The following is a 24,055-nucleotide window of genomic DNA, read 5'->3' as shown; positions in this document are numbered from 1 at the left end:
AGGAATGGCGCAAAGACCGGCGCTGGGGTTATACACCGCGGCCTCGCACGCTCCGGCCTGGCCGCATGCATGGAATCCGAATCCTGATTTTTGCCAAGGAATGGGCCCATGGGCCATTCCCCCGCCTCGGCCCATTGCAACACCGGATCACGAGGCGAAAAGATCGCCGTACCCCCCGATCGATTGATGGGTGCGTGGGCGCGCCAGTGATCACGGCGGGCTCTTTGCCCCGTGCCACACAGAGTCCGGCGATCCAAAGTTCACCCCCACTCCCCCGGCGCAAGCACCTACACTGCCGCCATCCCTTGTACTTCTGGCGCGCTCTTGCATGGCAGAACAGTCCTCCTCACATCGCCACGGCCTGCAGGGCCTGAGCAGTGTCGAAGCCGCCGAACGCCTGGCACGCGACGGACCGAACCAGTTACCCGGCAACGCACCCAAGTCGACGTTCGCCATCGTGCGCGAGGTGCTCACCGAGCCCATGTTCCTCATGCTGCTGGCCGCGGGTGGCGTCTATCTGGCGCTGGGGGACAAGGGCGAAGCGCTGTTCCTGCTCAGCTTCGTCTTCGTGGTCATCGGCATCACGCTGGTGCAGGAGCGCCGCACCCAGCGCGCGCTGGAGTCGCTGCGCGACCTCTCCGCACCCCGCGCCCTTGTGCTGCGCGATGGAGTGCAGCTGCGCATTGCGGGGCGGGATGTGGTGTGTGGCGACCTGCTGGTGCTGCGCGAAGGCGACCGGGTCGCCGCCGATGCCCTGTTGCTCAGCGGCCAGCTGGAGGTGGATGAATCCCTGCTCACAGGGGAATCCGTACCCGCCGCCAAGCACCCCCGCGCCAGCGAAAGCGCGTCCACCCTGCAGGCTGACACCGATAGCGACCGCGTGTTCGCCAGCACCGTGGTCACCCGCGGAACGGGCCTCGCGCGGGTGCATGCCACGGCGGGGCATACCGCCGTGGGACGCATCGGCACAGACCTGGCGACCACGCAGACGCCGTCCTCGCCGCTGCAGCAGCGCTCGCGCCGGCTGGTGCGCAGCCTGGGGCTGCTGGCCCTCGCGCTGGCCGGCGCCCAGGTGCTGCTGGGCTGGGGCTGGGCGGGCCGCCCGCTGCTGGACAGCCTGCTGTCGGGCATTGCCCTGGCCATGGCGCTGCTGCCCGAGGAAATCCCGGTGATCCTCACCGTGTTCCTGGCGCTGGGGGCATGGCGCATCGCCCAGCGGCAGGTGTTGACGCGGCGCATCACGGCCGTGGAGACCCTGGGCGCGGTCACCGTGCTGGCCGTGGACAAGACCGGCACCTTGACCATGAACCGCATGGCCGTGGCCGAGCTGGCCACGCCCACGCTGCGCTGGCGCGCCGAGGGCGCCCAAACGCTGCCCGAGGCGCTGCACCCGCTGGTCGAATGGGCCATGCTGGCCACGCCGGGCGATCCGTTCGACCCGATGGAGAAGGCCATCCAGCACTTCGGCCATACCTGGCTGCAGGGGACCGAGCATGTGCACGACGGGCGTGAGCCCGAGTTCGCCTACGACCTGTCGGGCGAGATCCTGGCCATGACCCGCGTGTACGCCACCGGCGCGCCCCAACAGCACCTGCTGGCAACCAAGGGGGCGCCCGAGGCCGTGGCCGACCTGTGCCACCTGGACGCGGACCGGCGCGCGGCGCTGCGCCGGCAGGTGGAAGACCTGGCCGGGCGCGGCCTGCGCGTGCTCGGCGTGGCTCGCGGGCAGTGGACGGGGGAGGGCGCCTCGCCGGGCGAGCCACCGGCATGGCCCGGCAGCCAGCACGACTTCGACTTCGAGTTTCTCGGCCTCGTGGCGCTGGCCGATCCGCCCCGGCCCGAGGTGCCCGAGGCCATCGCCCAATGCCGCAGCGCGGGCGTGCGCGTGGTGATGATGACGGGCGACCACCCGGCCACCGCCCGCGCCATCGCGCGGCAGGTGGGCCTGTCCGAACGGCCGCAGGTGCTCACCGGCGATGAGCTGCAAGCGCTGGACGACGCCACGCTACGCGAGCGCCTGCGCCACACCGACCTGTGTGCGCGCCTCAAGCCCGCGCACAAGCTGCGCCTGGTGCAGGCCCTGCGCGCTGATGGTGCCGTGGTGGCCATGACCGGCGACGGCGTGAACGACGCCCCCGCGCTCAAGGCCGCCGACGTGGGCATCGCCATGGGCGAGCGCGGCACCGATGTGGCGCGTGAGGCCGCGGCCCTGGTGCTGCTGCAAGACAGCTTTGCACACATCGTCGCCGCGATCCGCCAGGGGCGGCGCATCGACGACAACGTGCGCAAGGCCACACGCTTCGTCTTCGCCGTGCACGTGCCCATCGTCGCGCTGGCGCTGGTGCCTACCCTGCTGCACTGGCCCGCGCTGCTGCTGCCGGTGCACATCGTGCTGCTGGAGCTGCTCATCGACCCGGCCTGCTCCGTCGTCTTCGAGGCCGAGCCCGAGCAGGCCGACACCATGCAACGCCCTGCCCGCCCGGTGCAGGACTCGCCCTTTGCCCTGCGTGCGCTGCTGTGGCCCCTGGCACAAGGCCTGGGCGTGGCCGCGCTGCTGCTGGCGGCGCAAGCCTGGCTGCATGCCCAGGGCTGGGAGGCCGCCCAGGGCCGCGCCGTGGTGCTGGGGACGCTGCTGGTGTGCGTGCTGCTGCTCATCCAGGCGCAGCGTGACCCGACGCGCCCGCTGCTGGTGCTTCAGGCGCGCGCCAACCGCTGGCTGGCACCCATGGCGGCGGCCGTGGGGCTGCTGCTGGCGGCGATCCTGGGCATTCCGGCGCTGCGCGACCTGATGGGTCTGGCCCCCGCAGGCCTTGCAGCCTGGGGCGCCGGCGCAGGGGTGCTGGTCTTGAGCGTGGTCTGGCTGGAAGGGCTGCGGCGGATCGCCCGCTGCGGGGCAGGCGCCCGACCGGGCACCTCTTCGGGCCCGGCCCGCTGAGCCGCCGTTCGCTCTTTTTTCAGGAGCTTATGACGCTTTATGGACAAGCGTTTGCGGCGTTTTTAACCGGAAAAACCTCATGCCGGCACGGGCGTCGCGGGCCGGGCCTCCGCGCCACGCGCATGGGTCAGCAGGCAGCCGATGAAGTCCATCAGCGTCGTCGAGGCATGGTCGCGGTTCCAGACCACGGTGATGGGCCCGAAACGGATGCGCGAGTCGATGGCGATCTTGCGGAACAGCCCCAGCGCGCCCAGGTGGTCGGCCATGGATTCGGAGCACACGCCCACATAGTCGCCCTTGTGCAGCAGGGCCTGCATCATCGCCAGCGAGGCCGTCTCCACCTTCGGGGTGAGCCACGAGGCCTCCTGGGCGATGAGGAAGGCGTCCATCTGGATGCGGGTCAGGGTGCCGCCGGGCGGCATGACCCATTTCTCGGCCAGCAGGTCGGCAAAGCTCAGCCCTTCCCAGCGGTCCCAGTACTGGCTGCCGCGGCCGATGACGATGGCCACCTGGTCATCGAACAGGACACGGTGCTCCAGCCCCGGACGGTGGGCACGCGCATCCAGCACGCCGATCACCGCGTCCAGCGCGCGCGTTTCCAGCCCCTTCAGCAGGTTGTCGAACGGGCCGTCGTGGATGAACACGGCCACGTCCGCATGGTCCTGCTGGAAGGCATTCACGGCTTCGGGCAGGCCTCCGGCGATCCCCGCCCAGACGCTGCCGACGTTCAGCCGCGGCACGCGCCCCTCGGCGACGGCATGCATCTCGCTGCCGGTGCGCACGATGTCCCCCAGCACATTGATCGCCAGGCGCTTGAGCAGGTGCCCCGCGGGCGTGAGCTGCACCCTGCGCCCGCGCACCACGAGCGGCGTGCCCACCACGCTCTCCAGTTCCGCCAGCCAGTGCGACATGGCCGACTGGGTCATGTGCAGCCGCGCCGCCGCCTCGGTGAGCGTGCCCGCCTCCTCCAGCACGAGGAAGGACTCCAGGTGCCGCACCTTCAGGCGACGCGCCCAGGAGGTGCCGGTCGGCCGTTCATTCATGAGTAAACCTTCATGGTTGTATTGTGCCTTTTCACTGGCGGATGCCTCCAGGCGTCATGACAATGTGTTCATCTTTTACCGCCGTCAACGAAGGGATCGCCGTGTCGCACGCTCTGAGCCATGTTTCCAAGTTCCTGGTGGGGGCCGCCCTCGTGGCCTCTGCGGTGTCCGCGTACGCGCAGGGCGCCTACCCTAACCGCCCGGTGCGCCTGGTGGTCTCGCAAGCGGCGGGCGGCAGCTCCGACACCATCGCGCGCCTGTGGGCCGAGCATGCCGGCAAGGCGTTGGGCGGCACCATCGTGGTGGAGAACAAGCCGGGGGCGGGCGGCATCATCGCGGCGCAGAACGTGCTGGGCCAGCCGGCCGACGGCTACACGCTGCTGTACGGCAGCGTGTCGCTGATGGTGCTCAACCAGTTCACCTACAAGCCGCTGCCGTACGCCCCCGAGAAAGACTTCGCGGGCGTCGCCATGCTCACCACGGTGCCCTTCGTGCTCTCGGCCAACCCGGCCACGGGCATCAAGTCGCTCAAGGAGCTGACCGATAAGGCGAAGGCCGCGCCCGGCAAGCTGAACTTCGCCTCGGCGGGCCTGGGCAACTCCACGCACCTGGCGGTGGAGCTGCTGTCCAAGGCGCTGGACATCTCGATGACCCACATTCCCTACAAGGGCGAGGCGGACGGCATCCTGGCCACCATGGGCGGGCAGACGGAGGTCATGGCCCCGGTGTACGGCACCGCGCTGCCCCACATCAAGAACAGGAAGCTGAATCCCCTGGTGGTGCTCGCGCCCCAGCGCGCCCCGGACCTGCCGGACGTGCCCACCGCCAGCGAGCTGGGCGTGAAGGGCTTCGACAACATGGGCTGGAGCGGCATCGTGGCGCGCGCCGGCACGCCGGCCGACATCGTGGACAAGCTCAACCAAGCCACGCAGGCGTTCCACCAGAACGAACAGGTCCAGGCCAAGCTCAAGTCCATGGGCGTGATTCCGGTCTCCGGGCCGGCCTCGCTGGTCATGGAGACCACCGCCCGCGACACCAAGGCCTGGGGCCCCACGCTGGATGCGTTGAACCTCAGCGCCAAGTAAGCACGCCGCGAACCTCCCCCTTCCGTCAACCGCCCTCCTACGCCATGACACGAGAAGCAATGGTCGTCTGCCCCCAGCCCGAGGCCGCCGAATCGGGTATCGACATCCTGCGCGCCGGCGGCAACGCGGTGGACGCCGCGGTGGCCACGGCGCTGGCCCAGACCGTGGTCGATCCGCTGATGTGCGGCATTGCCGGCTTTGGCACCGCGGCCGTGTACCTGCCCGGCTCCCAGGTGCACGAGTACTTCGACTTCCACTCCCCCGCGCCGCTAGCCGCGCGCGAGGACATGTGGGAGCACCTGCTCGAGGGCGAGACGCCGGACGGCTTCGGGTTCATCCTGCGGGGCCGGGTCAACGACATCGGACCGCAGTCCATCGGCACGCCCGCCACGCTCAAGGGCCTGGAGGCCATGCACCAGGCCCACGGGCGCCTGCCCTGGAAAGCGGTGGTCGAGCCCGCCATCCGCTGGGCCAGCGAGGGCTTCTTCGTGCGCCCCGGCATGCACGCCTTCTGGATCGACGAACCCACCATGGGCCGCGTGGGCAACCTGGAGCGGCTGCAGTACAGCCCGGAGAGCCGCCAACTCTACTGCCGCCCCGACGGCCGGCCCAAGCCCATCGGCGCGCCGCTACGCAACGAGGGCATGGCGCGCGTGCTGCAGCGGATTGCCGACGAGGGGTCGCACCCGTTCTACCACGGCGACCTGGCCCAAGAGATGGTGGCCCACCTGCAGTCGCAGGGCGCGCTCATCACCCTGGAAGACCTGGCCCGGTACCAAGTGCAGCGCCACGCACCGCTGGTGGGCAGCTACCGCGACCGCACCGTCACCACCAACCAGCCGCCGGGCGGCGGCGCCATGCTGCTGGAGATGCTCAACATCCTGGAGCATTTCGACCTGGGGGCGATGGAGCACAACAGCCCGGCCTACATCCAGCGCGTGTGCGAGGCCATGAAGCAGGCCACGTCGGACAAGGACCGCTACATCGGCGACCCGCGGTTCTTCGAGGTGCCGCTGGAACTGCTGCTGTCCAAGGACAGGGCGCGCGAGGTGGCCGAGCAGATCCGCGCGGGCCGGCGCTTCACCGTGGAACGCCTGAACCCCGGCGCGCCCGTGCCGCGCGACACCACGCACCTGAGCGTGGTGGATGCCGACGGCAACGCCGTGTCCATGACGCACTCGCTGGCCATGCCCTCGGGCGTCATCACGCCAGGCATGGGCTTTCTCTACAACGGCTGCATGGGCGTCTTCGACCCGCGCCCGGGCCGCGCGGGCAGCCTGCAGCCCGGCAAGAGCCGCTTCACCTCATCCTGCCCCACCATGACCTTCAAGGACGGGCGGCTGGACATCGTGCTGGGAGCACCCGGCGGCACGCAGATCGCCATGGGCGTGCTGCAGGTGCTGCTCAACGTGATCGACCACGGCATGGAGATGCAGGCCGCCGTCTCGGCGCCGCGCTTTTCCTCCACCAGCAACGCCATTGACGTGTGCAACCGCATTCCGCGCCATGTCACGCGTGAGCTGGAGTCCGCCGGCTACCGCATCGGCCGCAACCCCTACAACTACACCATCGCCTGGGTGCATGGCGTGCAGGTGTGCGCCGACGGCCTGCACGGGGGCGCCGACCCCGGCCGCGACGGCGTGGCCTACAAGCTGCGCTAGGGGCAGCGGCGCGCCGCGCTTACCAGAGCATTCACCAGCGCACCGCCAGCCCCGCCGCGTGGCCGCGCGTGAAGGCTTCTTCGAACACCGAGTAGCCCGACCAGTCGGCGTGCGCGAACAGCAGGCGCTGCGTGCCCGGCGTGGGCGGCACGGGAACACGCTCTCCATTTAATAGCTGGTAGCGCTTGCCAGACAAGCGCGAGAGGCCGATTTGGCTTAAAAACGCCTGCGTGCCCGGTACGGGGATGGACATGGCATGGCCGTAGCGTGTGATCTCCATGCGCGTGGCGCGCTCGGGCAGGTCCGGGTGGGGTACGGCCAGGGCCGCCAGAATGGCGCTGCGCCAGTGCGTCCAGGGTTGCTCTGCCAGCTGCTGGCGCGCGCCCGGCACGTCGCCCAGCGCCTGATAGTAGGTGAGCACCGTGGGGCCGCTGGCGGCGGCGCGCGGGTCCAGGCGCTGGTGGCCGGCATGCACGTAACCCAGCCCGCCGGGCACGGGATCGGCATAGAGCACGTTGTCCCACGCGGGCGCGGCGCCCTCGCGGTCGGCCAGCGGCGCGCTCACATGGATATTGGCCACCAGCCAGGGCGCCCATTGCAGGCGGCTTGCGGCCTGGGTGAGGAAGTCCGGCGCGGGCTGCACCACGCGCGCGGCGACGTACACCGGCAGCGCCACGATGCAGCGGCGCGCCTGCCAGCGCTCGATGCTGTCGGTGGCATGCAGGTACACATCCACCTCCACGCCGCGGCGCGTCTCGGCGATGCGCAGCACGCTGGCGCCGGTGCGCAACTGACCGCCCTGCACCAGCGGCGCGGCCAGGCGCTGGGTGAGCCAGCCGTTGCCCTCGGGCCAGGTGAGCACGCCCTCGCGCTCATCGCCGGCATCGGCCTCCAGGCCCGGGGCATGAAAGCCGTGGCGGCTGGCGAAATAGTGGATGCCGGCCCAGGCCGAGACGCGCGCCGTGCCGGCGCCGTAATCGTCACGGCAGCAGTAGTCCAGGTACCAACGCAGGTGGGCGTCATCCAGGCCCTGCTGCGCCAGCCACGCATCGAAAGTCATAGCATCCAGCGCTTGATGGGCGGGCGCCAACGGCTTATTGGGCGCCCAACTCTTGAGCACCGGCATGGTGAAGCGCACGCCGCGCGAAAGCGCGGCCACCTGCTCGGCAAAGCGCCGGTACTGCGCCAGCGTGGACTCCCCCACCCCGGCGACGGGCAGCAGGCCCTCCTGCCAGTGGCCCTGGAAGTAGAGGCGCTCCTGCGGGCTGTGGCTCAGGTGGCGCTCGTCATACCGCCAGCGGCCAGCCACGCGCTGGCGCAGGCCCAGCTCCTCCAGCAGGTCCTGCACCTCGCGCGCATGCTCTCCGGGCACGGGCAGGTAATGCGCGCCCAGCGGGCAGGCAATGCCGTTCACGCTGCCGGCGCGGCTGTTGCCGCCGGGCTGGTCCTCCATCTCCAGGCACTGGAAATCATCCACACCCGCCAGGCGCAGCGCACGCGCGGCCGCCAGCCCGGCCACCCCGCCACCGGCGATCACCACCTGGGTGCGGCGCACGATGTCGGGCGTGTAGGGCGCGCCCTCGGCCAGCCGGTCGCGCAGCGCATGGCCGCGCGCCATGTCGATGCCGGTGTAACCGCCCAGCACGTCGGCCGGCGCGGGCTTGTCGCAGCCGGACAGGCCGAGCCCCGCGGCCAGTGCGGCGCCGGCCTGCAGCAACTGGCGCCGGCGGGGAGAGAAAGGAGTGTGGGCGGGGTGGGACATGGGCCGCCCACTGTACGGCATCGGCCCCGGCCGGGTTCGTCAGACACCGCCGGCAGGGGCAGGGGCAGGGGCGGGGTCGTCCCGCAGCATCGGCCCAGGGATCAGTGGGCGACCTGGCCCCACTCCTGTTCGTAGGTGTGCACCAGCACCTGGTTGGACAGGCGGTTGACCTCGGCGGGCACGCGCGCCATGTCCCGCGGGAAGTCGAACAGCAGGGGCAGCGCGGCCGCGTCCAGGAAGCGCAGCCCCGCGGGCAGCTCGGCCGGCACGCGCCAGGGGCGGCGGCTGGCGATGACGAAGCCCCACTCGCCAAAGCTCGGCACATGTGCATGGTAGGGCCGCGCCTGCAGGCCCACGGACTCGATGGTCGTGACCACCGTCCAGAAGCTCCTGCGCGCCACCAGCGGCGAGGTCGTCTGCACCACCGCATAGCCGCTGGCGGCCAGGCGTTGGTCCAGCAGGGCGTAGAAGCTGTTGGTGTAGAGCTTGCCGATGGCGAAGTTGGTGGGGTCGGGAAAGTCCACCACGATCACGTCATAGGTGTCATCTCCCTGTTGCAGCCACTGGAAGGCATCGGTGTTGACGATGGTGAGCTTGCGTGACGCCAGCGCATCGCCGTTCAGCTGCCGCAGCGTGGGGTGGCTGCCGAAGAGCTGCGTCATCGCCGGGTCCAGCTCGACCAGCGTGACCGACTCCACCGAGGGGTACTTGAGCACCTCGCGCACGGCCATGCCGTCGCCGCCGCCCAGCACCGCCACGCGCTTCGGATGACCGTGCGCGGCCATCACGGGGTGCACCAGGGCCTCGTGGTAGCGGTATTCGTCGCGCTCGGCGAACTGCAGGTTGCCGTTCAGGTACAGGCGATGTCCCGCGCGCCCGTGCGTGACCACGATGCGCTGGTAGGGCGAGGCGCTGCTGAGCACGATGCGGTCCTGGTAGAACTTGTCCTCGGCGAAGCGGGTGATGTGCTCGGCCCCCAGCAGCCCCGCCAGCAGGGCCGCCAGCACCAGCGCACAGGCCAGCGCGTGCGCGCCAAAGCGCCGCAGCTCATGCCGGAACAGCCACAGCGCCCACACGGCCACGGCCGCGTTCATGAAGCCGAACAGCAGCCCCGTGCGTACCAGCCCCAGTTGCGGCACCAGCAGCAGCGGAAACGCCATCGACACGGCCAGCGCGCCCAGGTAGTCGAAGGTGAGCACCTGCGAGACCAGGTCCTTGAGCTGCACGTTGCGCTTCAAGATGCGCATGACCAGCGGGATCTCCAAGCCCACCAGCGTGCCCACCAGCAGCACCATGCCGTACAGCAGCACGCGGAACGCACTGGGCACATAGGCATTGGCCAGGAACAGCACGGCAGGCAGCGCCCCGCCGATGAGCGCCACCAGCAGCTCGATGCGCAGGAAATGCGCGGGCAACTGCCGCTCGAAGTAACGCGACAGCCACGAGCCCACGCCCATGGCGAACAAATAGGTGCCGATGACGGTGGAGAACTGCAGCACCGAGTCGCCCAGCACATACGACGCCAGCGCCCCGGCCGCCAGCTCGTACAGCAGCCCGCAAGCGGCGATCACGAAGACGCTGGCCAGCAGGGCGACGTCGATGGGGCGCGGGGCGGAAGTGCGGGTGTCCTTCATGGGAGTGCGCGTGCCGTGGGCGTGACCGACGCCAGCAGACGCCGCGCGAGGGCCTGGGCCGGCTGCGCCGCCGGGCCGCGCTGGCGTCGTCCCCCTGCCCGTATCGCGCAGCGATGCGAGAGCGGGGGGAAGCGGCGCAGCCGCTCAAGGGGGTGTTTCAATGGATCGCCGCCGCCACGATGATGCTGATGCCTAAGCACATGGCGGCCACCACCATCGCCAGGGCGCGGTTCTGCTTTTCCACGATCTCGGCCCACAGGTCGGCCGGGGTGACCTTGTCGATCAGCCAGAAGCACAGCCAGAAGATGACCACGCCGATCAGCGCGTAGAGGATGGACCCGAGGAAGGCCGCGGGCCGAAGCCATTCGATTCCCATCATGGCGTTTGCTCCTTGGAAGGGTTGAGAGAAGAAGGTGTCACAAAAGTCGTCACTTGTGGCCGCCGCCCGTGCTGTAGCCACCGAACGAGCCACCCGAGCTGCGGTAGTACCCGCCTGAAGAGCCCGAGCAGTTGCTCATGAGCACCAGCAGGATGATCAGCACGATGAGGATCACGATCACCGTGCCGCAGCCGATGCCAGAGCCCGCGGCCACCGGCCCCGCGTCCTGGCGGCGGAACAGCGCCGCCTTGTCGCCCAGCTTGAAGGCCTGGGCGACGGCGCTGGAGTCCATGCGCTGGCCGTGCGACCAGGTGACCTCGCTGCGCGACTGCTCGCGCGACAGCAGGCCCTTGCCGTTCACGGCGGCAAAGTCGCTGTTGCTGGTCTTTTGGCCGCGCTCCACGGGCCAGTAGAACTCGCCCGCCACATAGTTGGTCTCGGCCTGGTAGGTGGAGGTCAGGCGGTACTGCGTGCCCAGGTAGGTGGCGGTGGACGCGCCCGGCTTGTGCTGCGGCGCGCCCGTGGCGGGGCGCACCAGGCTCCAGCCATCGCTGGCGTCCACCAGGAACAGGAAGCCCCGCTGGCGGTGGTACAGCAGGTACTCCTCCCAGCCGAAGTGCTCATCATCCCCGGGCTCCACGCCCGTGCGGTGCTGAAAGCCCACCACCTGCCATGGCGCGCCCTCGAACTGGCCCACGCTGCCCAGCGGGATCAGCGGCTGCACCGGTTCGTACTGTGCGGCGTGGCGCAGCTCGCCCCCCAAACCCGCGCTCAGGTCGATCAGGCTGTGGCACGACGGGCAGGTGCAGCTCTTGGTGCTGGACAGCTGCACCTGCACAGGCGCGCCGCAATGGGGGCAGCTGAACTGGCGGCCCTTTTCCTCCTTGGCGGACTCGTCCTTCAGGCCCTGGAACTGCAGATCCTCCAGCCGCACCGCCCGGCCGCGCTGCACCTGGGGGGGCTGGGTGCCGTAGTCGATGGAGAGCACCTCGCCGTCGGCCGAGCGCAGCTCCACCACCTGGAACGGCGTGCCCAGCGGCGGCAGCTTCGGCACCTCGCCCTCGGCCGCGACGAGCTGTGCGCGCACATTGGCCGCCACGCTGAACGGCTGGCCGGCCACGGCCGTGGTCATGCCGACGCGAAAGCGCTCGGCTTCGGGCAATTCCCGCCCCAGCGTGGCCGGGCGGGTGAAGACATAGGCACCGTTGTCCTCGCTGAGCGTGGCGGTGCTGCCGTCCTGCAGGAAGGCAACCCACTCGGTCCAGCGGCCTTCCTCGCCCTGGTATTGCAGGCGGCCGATCAGCGTGAAAGGCAGCGTCTGGCCGTCCAGCGCGATGCGTCCGCTGGCCATGAGCTGCAGCGGGCTGTGGTCGTCGAAGACCTCGGCCATGCGGCCCAGGCGCTGCAGCACCTCGCCGCTGCGCACCACGGTGCTGTGGCAGTAGGCGCAGATGGCATGGGTGGATTGCGCGCTCTTGAATTCGACCGGCGCGCCGCAGCCCGGGCAGGGCGCGCGGTAGGTCCGCTGGGTGCCGCTGTCGGCCATGCGTCGTGGATCTAAGGTGTTTTTGGCCTCCAGCGCTTGTGTGGCAATCGCTGGCAGCTACTAAAAAGAGAGTGTACGCGCGTCAGATGAGCTTCTTCAGCAGCTCCGCCTTCTTCGCGTCGAACTCCTCCTGCGTGAGGATGCCCTTGGACTTGAGCTCGCCCAGCTTCTCCAGCGTGGCCATCACTTCCTCGGGCCGCACGCCCACCGGCGCGGCGGCAGGCGCGGCCTGCGGGGCCGATGGCGCAGCGCCGCCCTGCAGGCCCTGTTGCAGGTTCTGCGCCAGCACCTGGCCCAGCGCCACGCCGGCGCCCAGGCCCATGGCATCGCCCGCCACGCTGCCGCCACCGTTTCCACCACCCGCCGCGCCTTCGGCGAACTTGGGGATCGCCTGCGCCGTCTGGTACTGCATGAACTTGCCCATGTCGTTGCCGACCATGCCCATGCCGATCTTCTGGTCGAGGATCTTCTGCAGCTCTTCGGGCAGCGAGACGTTCTGCACTGTCATCGATTCGAGCTTCAGGCCGATCTTGGCGAACGCGGGCTGCAGTTCGTGCGCCAGCGCGTCGGCAAACATCACCTGGTTCGCCGCGAGGTCGAGGAACGGCAGGCCGCTGCCCGCGATGGCGTTGCTGATGTTCTGCAGCACCAGGCCGCGCAGCTGGCCCTCCAGGTCCGCCGAGGGGTAGGACTCGCGCGTGCCCGAGATCTCGGTGTGGAACAGCTTCGGGTCCGCGATGCGGTACGCATAGTTGCCGAAGGCGCGCAGGCGCACGGCGCCGAAATCCTTGTCGCGGATGGTGATGGGCTGGGGCGTGCCCCACTTCTGGTCCACCTGCTGGCGCGTGCTGAAAAAGTACACGTCGCTCTTGAACGGCGACTGGAACAGCTTGTCCCAGTTCTTCAGGTAGGTCAGCACCGGCAGCGTCTGCGTGGTCAGCTTGTAGGTGCCGGGGCCGAACACGTCGGCCACCTGGCCTTCGTTGACGAACACCGCCATCTGCGACTCGCGCACCACCAGCGTGCCGCCGTTCTGGATTTCCATCCCCTCCATCGGGAAGCGCCAGGCCAGCGTTCCGTCGCCGTCCTCGGTCCACTGGAGGATGTCGATGAACTGCTTCTTGATGAAGTCCATGAGGGCCATGCGGTGCTCCCGTTCGGGTCGGTTGAGAGGTTGAAAAAAGAGAGCGGCCATCATATCCGCGGCGATTCGACAGTTTCTATCTGCAAATTAGCCACGAACAATTGGCCAAACCAAATGCGAATGACTAGCATTCTCCACATACCGCTACAGGAGAGCACCATGTCCCGCATCCGCATCGCCGCCCGCCACAACCTGCCCACGCTGGCCAAGACCGGCAGCTATTACGTGATCCACATCTGCGTGGCCGCCCTGGTGGCGTATGCCGTCACGGGCAATCTGATTGCGTCGCTCACCCTTAGCCTGCTGGAGCCCACGGTGCAGGCCGTGGCCTTCTTCTTCCATGAAAAGGCCTGGGAGCGCGCCCGCCAGCGCCGCGAGGCACAGGCACACGCCCCTGCGGAGGCCGCCCATGCGCATGCCGCCTGAGACCCCGGCCCACCTGGGGTCGGAGTCGTTTACCGACTGGCTGGCGCAGCCACTCGCGCACCTCGCCCGGGCCGCATGATGGGCTAGCGGGTTGCGATTGCTCTTATTTACGTAGCTATTACCGCTTGCCAGATAAGCGCCAGAGGCACTTTTCGTCTAAACCGACAGCGTCAGGCCCGCACGTCCAGCAACGCGCCCGCCATCTCGTCGGCACGGCGCAACACCAGCAGGTTGGCCTGGAAGGCATAGGTGGCACTGATCTGCTCCACGGCCTCCGCTTCCAGCGCCACGCCGGGCGCGGCCGCAGGCGCTGCCACGCGCGCCTGCACGCCGCCCGGCGCCGGTGCGGCCTGCTGGTCCACCGTCTGGCGCCGAAAGCCCGGGGTGTTCAGGTTGGCCACGTTGTGGGCACTGCTGTCCAGGCGCAGCTGCGCGGCCCGCAGACCAGATTGGGCGATGGCGGCAAGGGTGGTCATATGCCTTGCATTATCGGCAGCGCGGCCCGGCGCTTGAGCGACCCGGGCGGGCCCTCAGGCCCCATGCGCCTGCAGCAGGCAGCGCTGCAGCAGCTGCGCGGCCCGGCTGGGCGCGGGTGAGCGGCGCACCAGGCTGACGAAGCGGCAGTCGTAGCGGAACAGCGCGGGCCGCACGGGCTGCATGCGGCCCTGGCGCTCGAAGCTCTCGGCATAGTGGTCGGGCAGAAAGCCCAGAAAGCGCCCCGACAGCACCAGCGTGGCGATGGACTCCTGGTCAAACCCCGTGGCCGCGCGCGTCAGGCGCGCCTCGTGGCTCAGCTCCATGTTGGGCGAGTGGTAGCCCAGCCCCGCGAACGGGTAGCGGCGCACGGCGTCCCAGTCCAGATCGTCGTGGGGTGCGCCGAACAGCGGGTGGCCCGCGCCGCAATACAGCAGCATGGTCTCGCCGAACAGGTCGGAATAGACCAGGCTCTGCGAGCTGCGGTGGGCGGGAATGATGCCCACCTGGAAGCTGCCGTCGATCACGCCGCGCTCGATGGCGTTGATCGACCCCACATGCAGCTGCAGCTGCACGTCGGGCGCTTCCGCCGTAAAAGTGGCGATGGCGTCGCCGATGCGCGCGGCCGGGTTGCTCGCCGTCTTGTCGAACACCGCCACGGCGAGTTGTCCGCCCATGCGGTCGTGGATGTCGTCGATGCTGCCCAGAAAGCCGCGCACCGAGGCCAGCAGGCGCAGCGTCTCCTCGTAGACCCGCTGCCCCTCGGGCGTGAGCGCAAAGCCCGCGCGCCCGCGCCGGCACAGCGTCAGGCCCAGGCGCGTCTCCAGGTCCTTCACGTGACGGCTCACGGTGCTGGTGCCGATGTTCAGCTCCAGCTCGGCCGCGGCCATGCCGCCGCACTCGACCACGGCCTTGAACACCTGCAGCAGGCGCAGGTCCATGTCGGACAGCTGCCCCAGCACGGCGCGCGGACGGCGGGCGTTTTTTACTTGCATGGATTGCTAAGTGAATGTGGATATTTGTTGCTTCAACGGATTATTACCGTGACCAACAATGCGCGCATTCCCTTCAGGAGATCGCCATGAGCTTCGCCGTCATCGACCCCAACCCCGCAGCCGCCGTACGCACCGACGCCGCCTGGCTGGAAGCCCACTGGATGCCCTTCACCGGCAACCGCAACTTCAAGGCCCAGCCGCGCATGATCGTGAGCGGCCAGGGCGCCTACTACACCGACGCCGAAGGGCGCAAGATTTTTGACGGCCTCTCGGGCCTGTGGTGCTCGGGCCTGGGCCACGGCCGCACGGAGGTGGCCCAGGCCATCGGCCGCGCCGCCGCCACGCTGGACTACGCGCCGGCCTTCCAGTTCGGCCACCCCGCGTCATTCGCGCTGGCCAACAAGCTCAAGGAACTGACGCCCGCCGGGCTGGACTATGTGTTTTTTACCGGCTCCGGCTCCGAGTCGGCCGACACCTCGCTCAAGATGGCGCGGGCCTACTGGCGCGCCAAGGGCCAGGGCACCAAGACGCGCCTGATCGGCCGCGAGAAGGGCTACCACGGCGTGAACTACGGTGGCATCTCGGTCGGCGGCATCGTGGGCAACCGCAAGCTGTTCGGCCAGGGCGTGGAGGCGGACCACATTCCCCACACCCAGCCGCCGGCCGGCACCTTCCAGAAGGGCATGGCCGAGGACGGCGGCCGCGCGTTGGCTGACAAGCTGCTCGACGTGATCGCGCTGCACGACGCGAGCAACATCGCTGCGGTGATCGTCGAGCCCTTCTCGGGCTCGGCCGGCGTGGTGATCCCGCCGAAGGGCTACCTGGAGCGCATCCGCGAGATCTGCACGCAGAACAACATCCTGCTGATTTTCGACGAGGTCATCACCGGCTTTGGCCGCTGCGGCACCTGGACCGGGGCCGAGGCCTTCGGCGTGACGCCCGACATCCTGAACTTCGCCAAGCAGGTGACCAATGGCGCCCAGCCCCTGGGCGGCGTGATCGCCACCAAGGAGATCTACGACACCTTCATGGCGCAGGGCGGCCCCGAGTACATGCTGGAGTTCCCGCACGGCTACACCTACTCGGCCCATCCCGTGGCCTGCGCGGCGGGCAACGCGGTGCTCGACATCCTGCAGAAGGAAGACATGCCCGGCCGCGTGAAGGCGCTGGCGCCCTACTTCGAGAACGCCGTACACGGCCTGAAAGGCGCCAAGCACGTGGCCGACATCCGCAACTACGGCCTGGCCGCCGGCATCACCATCAGCGCCCTGCCCGGCGAACCCGCCAAGCGCCCCTACGAGATCGCCATGAAGTGCTGGGAGAAGGGCTTCTACGTGCGCTACGGTGGCGACACCATCCAGCTCGCGCCCCCGTTCATCAGCACCCAGGCCGAGATCGACCGCCTGGTCAGCGCCCTGGGCGATGCCCTGCACGAAACCGTTTGAACTCCTGTTTTGATAGCTGTTAGCGCTTGATGGATAAGCGCTAGAGCCCGTTTTAGCTTAGAACATCATGCACCACGACAAGAACGTCACCACCACCGTCGGCCACCTGATCGATGGCAAGCTCGTTGCCGACACCGAGCGCACGCAGCCCGTGTTCAATCCCGCCACCGGCCAATCGACCACCAGCGTGGCGCTGGCGAGCCAGGCCACGGTGGAAGCCGCCATTGCTTCCGCCGAGGCCGCCTTCCCCGCCTGGCGCAACACGCCGCCGCTCAAGCGCGCGCGCGTGATGAGCAAGCTCAAGGTCCTGCTCGAAGAAAACGCCGACAAGATCGCTGCGCTGATCACCGCCGAACACGGCAAGGTGCTGGCCGATGCGCACGGCGAGCTGCAGCGCGGCATCGAGAACGTGGAGTACGCGAGCTACGCGCCCGAGCTGCTCAAGGGCGAGCACAGCCGCAACGTGGGCCCCGGCATCGACTCATGGAGCGAGTTCCAGGCACTGGGCGTCACGGCGGGCATCACGCCCTTCAACTTCCCGGCCATGGTGCCGCTGTGGATGTGGCCCATGGCCGTGGCCTGCGGCAACACCTTCGTGCTCAAGCCGTCCGAGCGCGACCCCTCCTCCACGCTGTTCATCGCCCAGCTGGCGCTGGAAGCGGGCCTGCCGCCCGGCGTGCTCAACGTGGTCAACGGCGACAAGCTGGCCGTGGACACGCTGCTGCAGGACCCGCGCGTCAAGGCTGTGAGTTTCGTCGGCTCCACCCCCATCGCCGAGTACATCTACGCCGAAGGCTGCAAGCACGGCAAGCGCGTGCAGGCCCTGGGCGGCGCCAAGAACCATGCGGTGCTCATGCCCGACGCGGACGTGGACAACGCCGTGAGCGCGCTGATGGGTGCCGCTTATGGATCGTGCGGCGAACGCTGCATGGCGATCCCGCTGCTGGTGGCCGTGGGCGACGAAGTGGGCGACGCCGTGATTGCGGGCCTGAAGGCCGAGATCGCCAAGATGAAGGTCGGCCCCGGCACCGACAACAGCAACGACATGGGCCCGCTGGTGACCAAACCGCACTTCGAGAAGGTGAAGGCCTATGTGGACAGCGGCGTGGCCGAAGGCGCCACGCTGGTGGTGGACGGCCGTGGCGTGCAGGTGGCGGGCCACGAGGAAGGCTACTTCCTGGGCGCCTGCCTGTTTGACAACGTCAAGCCCGGCATGAAGATCTACCAGGAAGAAATCTTCGGCCCCGTGCTCGGCGTGGTGCGCGTGAAGACGCTGCAGGAAGCCATGCAGCTCATCAACGACCACGAATACGGCAACGGCACCTGCATCTTCACGCGCGATGGCGAAGCCGCCCGCTACTTCACCGACCACATCCAGGTCGGCATGGTGGGCGTGAACGTGCCGCTGCCCGTGCCGGTGGCCTACCACTCGTTCGGCGGCTGGAAGCGCAGCCTGTTCGGCGACCTGCACGCCTACGGGCCGGACGCCGTGCGCTTCTACACCAAGCGCAAGACGATCACCCAGCGCTGGCCCTCGGCCGGCGTGCGCGAGGGGGCGGTGTTCAGCTTCCCGAGCAGCCGCTGATCCGGGCGGCCGGGGCGGCCCTGCCCCGCGCCGTTTGCGAAAAGCCCCTGGGCCTGGCGGCCGCAGGGGCTTTGTCTTTTGTGAGGGAGGCGGCCTGGCCTGTCTATTCCGCTCCCACGCCGGCGGCGCGCCTGCGCGGACGCTTGGCCCCTGCGGCGGCCGTGGCTGCCGTGGACACGGCAGGCGCCGCACGCGGACGCCGCAGCGTGTCTGCGTCGAGGATCAGGCGCCCCTGAATGCGGCCCTTCATGCGCTTGACGCTGCTCGCCGCATCCTGCATGTGGCTCTGCATGAGCGTGCGCACCTTCTCCGCGTCGCGCGCGCGTGCGGCCTGCACGATGGCGCGGTGGAACTGCGCGTTGGCCTCGCCAAAACGCCGGTGCTCGGCTTGCGGCGTGCGATTGCCGAACACGATGAGCTGGCGAATCATCTCGTTGATCAGCTCGCAGGTGAAGCGCAGGAACGGATTGGGGTTGGCCGCCGCGAGGATGTCGTGGAAGTTCACGTCTTCGCGCCGCTGGCTCACCAGGTCCTCCTGGCTCTGGGTGGGGTCGCAGCAGGCGATGCTGTGCTCCAGCGCCTCGAAGTCGGCCTCCGTCAGGTGCGGCACGGCACCCGCCGCCAGCATGGGCTCGAGCTGCTGGCGCACGGCATAGATGTCGTCGATGGTCACTTCCTGGAAGAACAGGTAGTTCTGCATGAACTGCAAGGTGCGGTCCAGAGGCACTTCGACGATGGTGCCGCCGCCCGACGGCCCTGTGGAGATGGTGACGAGGCCCTGCACCTCCAGCGACTTGAGCGCCTCGCGGATGGTGCCCTTGCTGACCTGGAACTGCGCCTGCAGCTCGATCTCGCGCGGCAGGCGGTCACCGGGACTCAGGTTCTTCTCGGTAATCAGCCGCTTGATCTCCTGGGCCACGAGATCGGAGCGCTTGAGCTGCTTGATCGCCAGGGGAGCGGGCTTCTGTGTTGCCATGGCTTGTTGTCTTTCCTCGGGATAGTCCGGTACCACCACCGCCACCCCGGTGTTCGCTGTCGTGGTGCAGTATGCACCGCCCAGGGGCATGCCGGAAGCGTCTAGGGTTTGTACGCGTCATATTCATTCTATTTGTCACTATAAATATGAATTAAGGAGCGTGCACGCATTCCGACAAATTGGCATGCATCGTGCTCTGAGACCCGTACCACCCACTGTTCTTCAGCCTCACCACGGAGTCCCCTATGCAACGACGTCACCTCCTGCAACTTTCCGCATTCGGCGCGCTGCCCGCCTCCCTGGGCTTGGGCGCCAGCGCCTGGGCACAGTCCAAGGACGCGATCCAGTTCGGCTGCCCCGTGCCCATGTCGGGCGCATTCGCCGCGAACGGCAAGTTCGCAGACCTGGGAATGAAGCTCGCCATCGAGCAGTACGGCAAGGCCCTGGACCGGCCGCTGGCCTACACGCTGCTCGATACCGAAGGCAAGCCCGCCACCGCGGTGCGCAAGGTGCAGGAGGCGGCTCAGCAGAAGGGCGCGCGCTTCTTCGCAGGCGGCATCCTGTCGTCAGAAGCGCTGGCCATGGGCAAGGAAGCCGAGAAGGCCGGCGGCATCTTCATCACGACCGCAGGGGCCGACGAGCTCACCGGCTCCGACTGCAATGGCGCCACGTTCCGCTGGTCTGTACCGACCTTCGGCGCCATCGAGCAGACCGTGCGCCCCTTGCTCGACGCGCACCCGAAAGCCAAGCGCTGGTACACCATCACGCCGCAGTACGTGTTCGGCGACGGCCTGCTGACCGCTGCCAAGAACATCTTCAAGGAAAAAGGCATCGAGCACGTGGGCAACAGCTACCACTCGCTGACCGAGAAGGAGTTCAGCGGCTACCTCACCAACGCCATGGCCGCCAAGCCCGACGTGCTGCTGCTGCTGAACTTCGGCGCCCAGTCGTCCGACGCGCTGCGCCAGGCCATCAGCTTTGGCATGCACAAGAACATGACCATCCTGATCGCCTGGGCCTCGGGCCTGGAGCAGTTCGAATCGCTGGGCGCCGATCTGTGCGATGGCGTGTACTTCGGCGCGCAGTACTGGCACACGGTGGACACGCCGCTCAACCAGGACCTGGTCAAGCGCACCCAGGCCGCGTTCAAGTCCAACCCCAACTACAGCCTGGCGGGTTCGTACATCTGCACCAAGCTGCTCCTCGACGCCATCCTCAAGGCCGGCACGGTGGACCAGAAGGCCGTGGTGGCAGCCCTGGAGGGCATGAAGTACCAGGGCCTCACGGGCGAGGAGGAAGTGCGCAAGGCCGACCACCAGGTGCTCAAGAACTACTACCTGCTCAAGGGCAAGGCCAAGGCCAAGATGAAGAACAAGGACGACTACGTGGACGTGGTCAGTTCCGGCAAGTCCTTCCTGCCCATCGACCGGACCGGCTGCAAGCTGGCCTGACCGCCCGCTCCCGGGCCTCAAGCCAAAAGACCGCCTAGCGCTTGACCAGCAAGCGCTAGCAGCTATTTTTTTGATAGTCGAGTATGAGCATCTACCTGCTACAGACCATCAACGGGATCGGCATCGGCATGCTGTATTTCCTGTTGGCCGTGGGCCTGTCGATCGTGTTCGGCCTGCTGCGCTTCGTGAACTTCGCGCACGGAGCCTTCTACCTGCTGGGCGCGTATTTCTGCTACCAGATGACACGCTGGGGCCTGAGCTTCTGGCTCGCCCTGGTCGTGGTGCCGCTGGCCGTGGGCGCGATCGGCTGGTTCACCGAGAAGCTCATGCTGCGCCATGTGTACGCCAAGGCCCATGAGTTCCACATCATCATCACCGTGGGCCTCGCGCTCGTGGTGCAGGAACTCGTGATCCTGCAATGGGGGCCGCTGGGCGACAGCGTGGCCGTCCCCGACCTGCTGCAGGGCGTGGTGATGTGGGGCAGCTTCGTCTATCCGAAGTACCGGTTGTTCGTGATCGGCTTCACCGCCGTGCTCGCGGTACTGCTGTGGTGGGTGCTCGAAGGCACGCGCCTGGGCAGCGCGGTGCGCGCCGGCAGCGAGTCGACCGAGATGGTTTCGCTGCTCGGCCTGAACGTGCTGCGCATCTTCAGCCTGGTGTTCGCGCTGGGCGCGGCCACGGCGGCCCTGGCGGGCGTGCTCGCGGCGCCGATCCGCGGCGCCGAGCCGTTCATGGGCATCGAGGCCCTGGGCGTGGCCTTCGTGATCGTGGTCGTGGGCGGGTTGGGCAGCTTCGGCGGTGCGCTCGTGGGCGGCCTGCTCATCGGCATCGTGCAGAGCGTGATGAGCACGCTGTGGCCCGAGGGTGCTCGTCTCATGATCTACGTGGCCATGGCTGCCGTGCTGCTGCTGCGCCCCCACGGCCTGCTGGGCCGCAAAGGATGAACACGATGAACATGTCCAGACATTCCCATTTCCTTCTCGCGCTGGCGATCGTGGTCGCCATGCCGCTGTGCATGCAGTCGGGCTCGCTCGCGAGCGAAGTGCTGATCTTCGGGCTCGCCGCCATGGGCTGCAACCTGCTGCTGGGCTACACCGGCCTGCTGTCGTTCGGGCAGGGCATCTTCTTCGGGCTGGGCAGCTACACCATCGCGCTGCTGCTCACGCGCTGGACCTTGCCCATGCCGCTGGCGCTGCTGGCCGCCGTGGCCATGGGCGCCGCGGGTGCAGCCATCGTGGGCTGGGTGGCCATCCGCCAGCGCGGCACCTACTTCGTGATGCTCACGCTCGCGTTCGCGCAGATGTTCTATTTTCTGGCCTACACCGCCACGGGCCTCACGGGCGGCGACAACGGCCTGCTCGACATTCCGCGTCCCTCGCTGGCCGTGGCCGGCCAGACGCTGTGGCCTCTGGACTCGCCCTGGCAGTACTACGGCTTTGTCGCGGTGCTGTTTCTTGCGGCGTTCTGGCTGCTGCGCCGCGTGTGCGACTCGGTGTTCGGCCGAACGCTGCTGGCCGTGCGCGACAACGAGGAGCGCGCCGCGGCCGTGGGCTACGACCTGCGCCTGCTCAAGCTGCAGGCCTTCGTGATCTCGGGCGCCGTCACCGGCCTGGCCGGCGCGCTGCACGCCATGATGACCGGCATCGCGCCGCTGTCCAATGCCGAATACCACACGAGCGAGATGATCCTCGTGATGACCGTGATCGGTGGCACGGGCAACCTGCTGGCCTCGGTGCTGGGCGCGGCGTTCTATGTGCTGCTGGGCGACTGGCTCTCCACGCTGTGGCCGCGCTGGCTGCTGCTGTTGGGCGTGGTGCTGATGGTCGTCAGCCTGGGGCTGCAGCGCGGCCTGTGGGGCCTGGGCGAGTCTTTGTGGAGCCTGCTGCGCCGCAAGGGCGGCGGGGCCGACGCACGACGCAACGGGGCGGCGTCCCAGGCCAACACCCAGGGAGGCCAGGCATGAGCGCCACCGCATCCCCCATCCTGCTCGAAGCCCAGGGCGTCGAGAAACGCTACGACAAGTTCGTCGCCCTGGGCGGCGTGAACCTCAAGGTGCGTGCCAACACCGTGCATTCGGTGATCGGCCCCAACGGGGCGGGCAAGACCACGCTGTTCCACATGCTCACGGGGACCAAGCAGGTGAGCGGCGGGCGCATCCTGTTCGATGGCCACGACGTGACGCGCGAGCCCGACCACCGGCGCGTGCGCCGGGGCATGGCGCGCTCGTTCCAGGTCACGAGCCTGTTCCTCACCCTGCCAGTGCGCGAGAACCTGCGCCTGGCCGCCCAGGGCGTGGCCCCCAAGAAGGCGCTGGACTGCTGGAACGCCCCCGAGGGCCGGCGCTCCTGCGCCGACACGGTGGCCAGCGTGCTTGAGCGCCTGGGCCTCGCGCGCTACGCCGACACCCCCGCCGGCAATCTCTCGCACGGCCAGCAGCGGCGCCTGGAGGTGGGCATGGCGCTGGCCGCGCGCCCGAAGGCGATCTTCCTCGACGAGCCGACCTCGGGCATGGGCATCGACGACCTCGAGGAGATGAAGCGGCTGATCCAGGGCCTCAAGGACGAGCACACCGTGGTGCTCATCGAACACAACATGGGCATCGTCATGGACATCTCCGACACCATCACCGTGATGCAGCAGGGCCGCGTGCTCGCCGAGGGCCTGCCGCACGAAATCCGCAACGACGAGCGTGTGCGCAGCGCCTACCTGGGCAACATGATCACCGGAGGCAAGGCATGAAGACATTGCTGTCCGTGGAGTCCGTTCACGCGCATTACGGCAAAAGCCATGTGCTGCAGGGCGTGTCGCTGCATGTCGGCGACGGCGAGCTCGTCACGCTGCTGGGCCGCAATGGGGCGGGCAAGACCACCACGCTCAAGACCATTGCGGGCGTGATGGCGCCCACGCAGGGGCAAGTCCGCTTCAGCGGCGAGCCCATGCACCAGCTGGCCACCCATCTGGTGGCACAACGCGGCATCTGCCTGGTGCCGGAGCATCGGGGCATCTTCAAGCTGCTCACGGTGGAAGAGAACCTGTTACTGGGCCAGCGCAAGCATTCGCCCTGGCAGCTGCCCGACGTCTATCGCATCTTTCCGCGCCTCAAGGAGCGCCGCGCCAATGGCGGTGGCCAGCTCTCGGGCGGCGAGCAGCAGATGCTGGCCATCGGCCGCGCGCTCATGAACGCGCCGCGCCTGCTGATGCTGGACGAGCCCGTGGAGGGACTGGCGCCCGTGATCGTCGAGGAGATCGTGGCCCAACTCCAGACCATCAAGGCCGCGGGCGTTTCCATCCTGCTGGTAGAGCAGAACCTCGAGGTCTGCACCCAGCTCGCCGACCGCCACTACGTCATCGAACAGGGTGCCATCGTGCATGAGGCCAGCAACGCGGACTTCCTGGCGGACGACGCCGTGAAGGACCGCTACCTCGGCGTGGGCATGGCCTGACATCCAACGGCAGCCCCTGCGGCCCGCCCAGCAAACGCGGAGGCCGCATCGCGCTGCGAACAGCTGTGAAG

The 24,055-nt window shown here is 68.5% G+C and carries 20 protein-coding genes; 11 read left to right on the top strand and 9 right to left on the bottom strand.

What is annotated here, in order from left to right; genetic code table 11:
* Positions 1–328 precede the first annotated feature (328 nt).
* Positions 329–2,935, top strand: a complete 2,607-nt coding sequence (locus BA022_RS15520; protein WP_088888043.1) for a cation-translocating P-type ATPase — start codon at positions 329–331, stop codon at positions 2,933–2,935.
* A gap of 77 nt (positions 2,936–3,012) precedes the next feature.
* Here BA022_RS15520 and BA022_RS15515 read toward each other — a convergent pair whose 3' ends face one another.
* Positions 3,013–3,978, bottom strand: a complete 966-nt coding sequence (locus BA022_RS15515; protein ID WP_088888042.1) for a LysR family transcriptional regulator — start codon at positions 3,976–3,978, stop codon at positions 3,013–3,015.
* Positions 3,979–4,079: 101 nt separating this feature from the next.
* On the opposite strand from BA022_RS15515, the gene BA022_RS15510 reads away from it, so the two are divergent.
* Positions 4,080–5,063 carry a Bug family tripartite tricarboxylate transporter substrate binding protein gene (locus BA022_RS15510; protein WP_187305976.1) on the top strand — a complete coding sequence of 328 codons (984 nt, stop codon included), beginning with the start codon at positions 4,080–4,082 and terminating at the stop codon, positions 5,061–5,063.
* A gap of 44 nt (positions 5,064–5,107) precedes the next feature.
* Positions 5,108–6,724: a gamma-glutamyltransferase gene (ggt, locus tag BA022_RS15505; RefSeq protein ID WP_088888040.1), complete on the top strand. Its 1,617-nt coding sequence runs from the start codon at positions 5,108–5,110 to the stop codon at positions 6,722–6,724.
* Between the two features lie 31 nt (positions 6,725–6,755).
* On the opposite strand, the gene BA022_RS15500 is transcribed toward ggt, so the two are convergent.
* The 5 genes from BA022_RS15500 to BA022_RS15480 all read right to left on the bottom strand — a co-directional run bounded on the left by BA022_RS15500 (position 6,756) and on the right by BA022_RS15480 (position 13,189).
* A complete protein-coding gene (locus BA022_RS15500; RefSeq protein WP_228403626.1) occupies positions 6,756–8,486 on the bottom strand; it encodes an FAD-dependent oxidoreductase in 1,731 nt (576 codons plus the stop codon).
* 101 nt (positions 8,487–8,587) lie between these two features.
* Positions 8,588–10,120 carry a polyamine aminopropyltransferase gene (locus BA022_RS15495; RefSeq protein WP_088888039.1) on the bottom strand — a complete coding sequence of 511 codons (1,533 nt, stop codon included), beginning with the start codon at positions 10,118–10,120 and terminating at the stop codon, positions 8,588–8,590.
* A 157-nt stretch (positions 10,121–10,277) separates the two neighbouring features.
* Positions 10,278–10,499 (bottom strand): DUF350 domain-containing protein, encoded by a 222-nt coding sequence (locus BA022_RS15490; RefSeq protein ID WP_011807176.1) that lies wholly within the window; start codon positions 10,497–10,499, stop codon positions 10,278–10,280.
* A 49-nt stretch (positions 10,500–10,548) separates the two neighbouring features.
* A complete protein-coding gene (locus BA022_RS15485) occupies positions 10,549–12,045 on the bottom strand; it encodes a DUF4178 domain-containing protein (protein ID WP_088888038.1) in 1,497 nt (498 codons plus the stop codon).
* An 82-nt stretch (positions 12,046–12,127) separates the two neighbouring features.
* Positions 12,128–13,189 carry an SPFH domain-containing protein gene (locus tag BA022_RS15480; protein ID WP_088888037.1) on the bottom strand — a complete coding sequence of 354 codons (1,062 nt, stop codon included), beginning with the start codon at positions 13,187–13,189 and terminating at the stop codon, positions 12,128–12,130.
* A 159-nt stretch (positions 13,190–13,348) separates the two neighbouring features.
* On the opposite strand from BA022_RS15480, the gene BA022_RS15475 reads away from it, so the two are divergent.
* Positions 13,349–13,615: a DUF2061 domain-containing protein gene (locus BA022_RS15475; protein WP_011807179.1), complete on the top strand. Its 267-nt coding sequence runs from the start codon at positions 13,349–13,351 to the stop codon at positions 13,613–13,615.
* A 170-nt stretch (positions 13,616–13,785) separates the two neighbouring features.
* On the opposite strand, the gene BA022_RS15470 is transcribed toward BA022_RS15475, so the two are convergent.
* Positions 13,786–14,091, bottom strand: a complete 306-nt coding sequence (locus BA022_RS15470; protein ID WP_088888036.1) for a flagellar basal body protein — start codon at positions 14,089–14,091, stop codon at positions 13,786–13,788.
* 54 nt (positions 14,092–14,145) lie between these two features.
* Positions 14,146–15,084, bottom strand: a complete 939-nt coding sequence (locus BA022_RS15465) for a LysR family transcriptional regulator (protein WP_011807181.1) — start codon at positions 15,082–15,084, stop codon at positions 14,146–14,148.
* 86 nt (positions 15,085–15,170) lie between these two features.
* Here BA022_RS15465 and aptA point away from each other — a divergent pair, with 86 nt between their 5' ends.
* Entirely contained in the window at positions 15,171–16,529 is a 1,359-nt protein-coding gene (gene aptA, locus BA022_RS15460; RefSeq protein ID WP_088888035.1) for an omega-aminotransferase AptA, read from the top strand.
* 67 nt (positions 16,530–16,596) lie between these two features.
* Positions 16,597–18,114: a CoA-acylating methylmalonate-semialdehyde dehydrogenase gene (locus BA022_RS15455; protein ID WP_088888034.1), complete on the top strand. Its 1,518-nt coding sequence runs from the start codon at positions 16,597–16,599 to the stop codon at positions 18,112–18,114.
* Positions 18,115–18,217: 103 nt separating this feature from the next.
* Here the strand turns inward: BA022_RS15455 and BA022_RS15450 are convergent, their stop codons facing one another.
* Positions 18,218–19,090 (bottom strand): FadR/GntR family transcriptional regulator, encoded by an 873-nt coding sequence (locus BA022_RS15450; protein ID WP_228403624.1) that lies wholly within the window; start codon positions 19,088–19,090, stop codon positions 18,218–18,220.
* Between the two features lie 245 nt (positions 19,091–19,335).
* Here BA022_RS15450 and BA022_RS15445 point away from each other — a divergent pair, with 245 nt between their 5' ends.
* From BA022_RS15445 to BA022_RS15425, 5 genes are all read left to right on the top strand, one after another.
* On the top strand, positions 19,336–20,541 hold the full coding sequence (locus tag BA022_RS15445) for an ABC transporter substrate-binding protein (RefSeq protein WP_015914667.1): 1,206 nt from the start codon (positions 19,336–19,338) through the stop codon (positions 20,539–20,541).
* Positions 20,542–20,624: 83 nt separating this feature from the next.
* The gene (locus tag BA022_RS15440; protein ID WP_088888032.1) at positions 20,625–21,485 is read left to right on the top strand and encodes a branched-chain amino acid ABC transporter permease; all 861 of its coding nucleotides are present in this window, start codon (positions 20,625–20,627) and stop codon (positions 21,483–21,485) included.
* 11 nt (positions 21,486–21,496) lie between these two features.
* Entirely contained in the window at positions 21,497–22,504 is a 1,008-nt protein-coding gene (locus BA022_RS15435; RefSeq protein ID WP_088888641.1) for a branched-chain amino acid ABC transporter permease, read from the top strand.
* Entirely contained in the window at positions 22,501–23,280 is a 780-nt protein-coding gene (locus BA022_RS15430) for an ABC transporter ATP-binding protein (RefSeq protein ID WP_088888031.1), read from the top strand. The genes BA022_RS15435 and BA022_RS15430 overlap by 4 nt, the downstream gene beginning before the upstream one ends.
* Positions 23,277–23,984, top strand: coding sequence for an ABC transporter ATP-binding protein (locus BA022_RS15425; protein WP_088888030.1), 708 nt, complete (start codon positions 23,277–23,279; stop codon positions 23,982–23,984). Before BA022_RS15430 ends, BA022_RS15425 begins: the two co-directional genes overlap by 4 nt.
* Positions 23,985–24,055 lie beyond the last annotated feature (71 nt).

The sequence above is a fragment of the Diaphorobacter nitroreducens genome (assembly GCF_002214645.1).
Classification (GTDB): domain Bacteria; phylum Pseudomonadota; class Gammaproteobacteria; order Burkholderiales; family Burkholderiaceae_C; genus Diaphorobacter; species Diaphorobacter nitroreducens.
The sequence above is the reverse complement of the archived record's forward strand: the minus strand, read 5'-3'. Positions and strand labels throughout refer to the sequence as shown.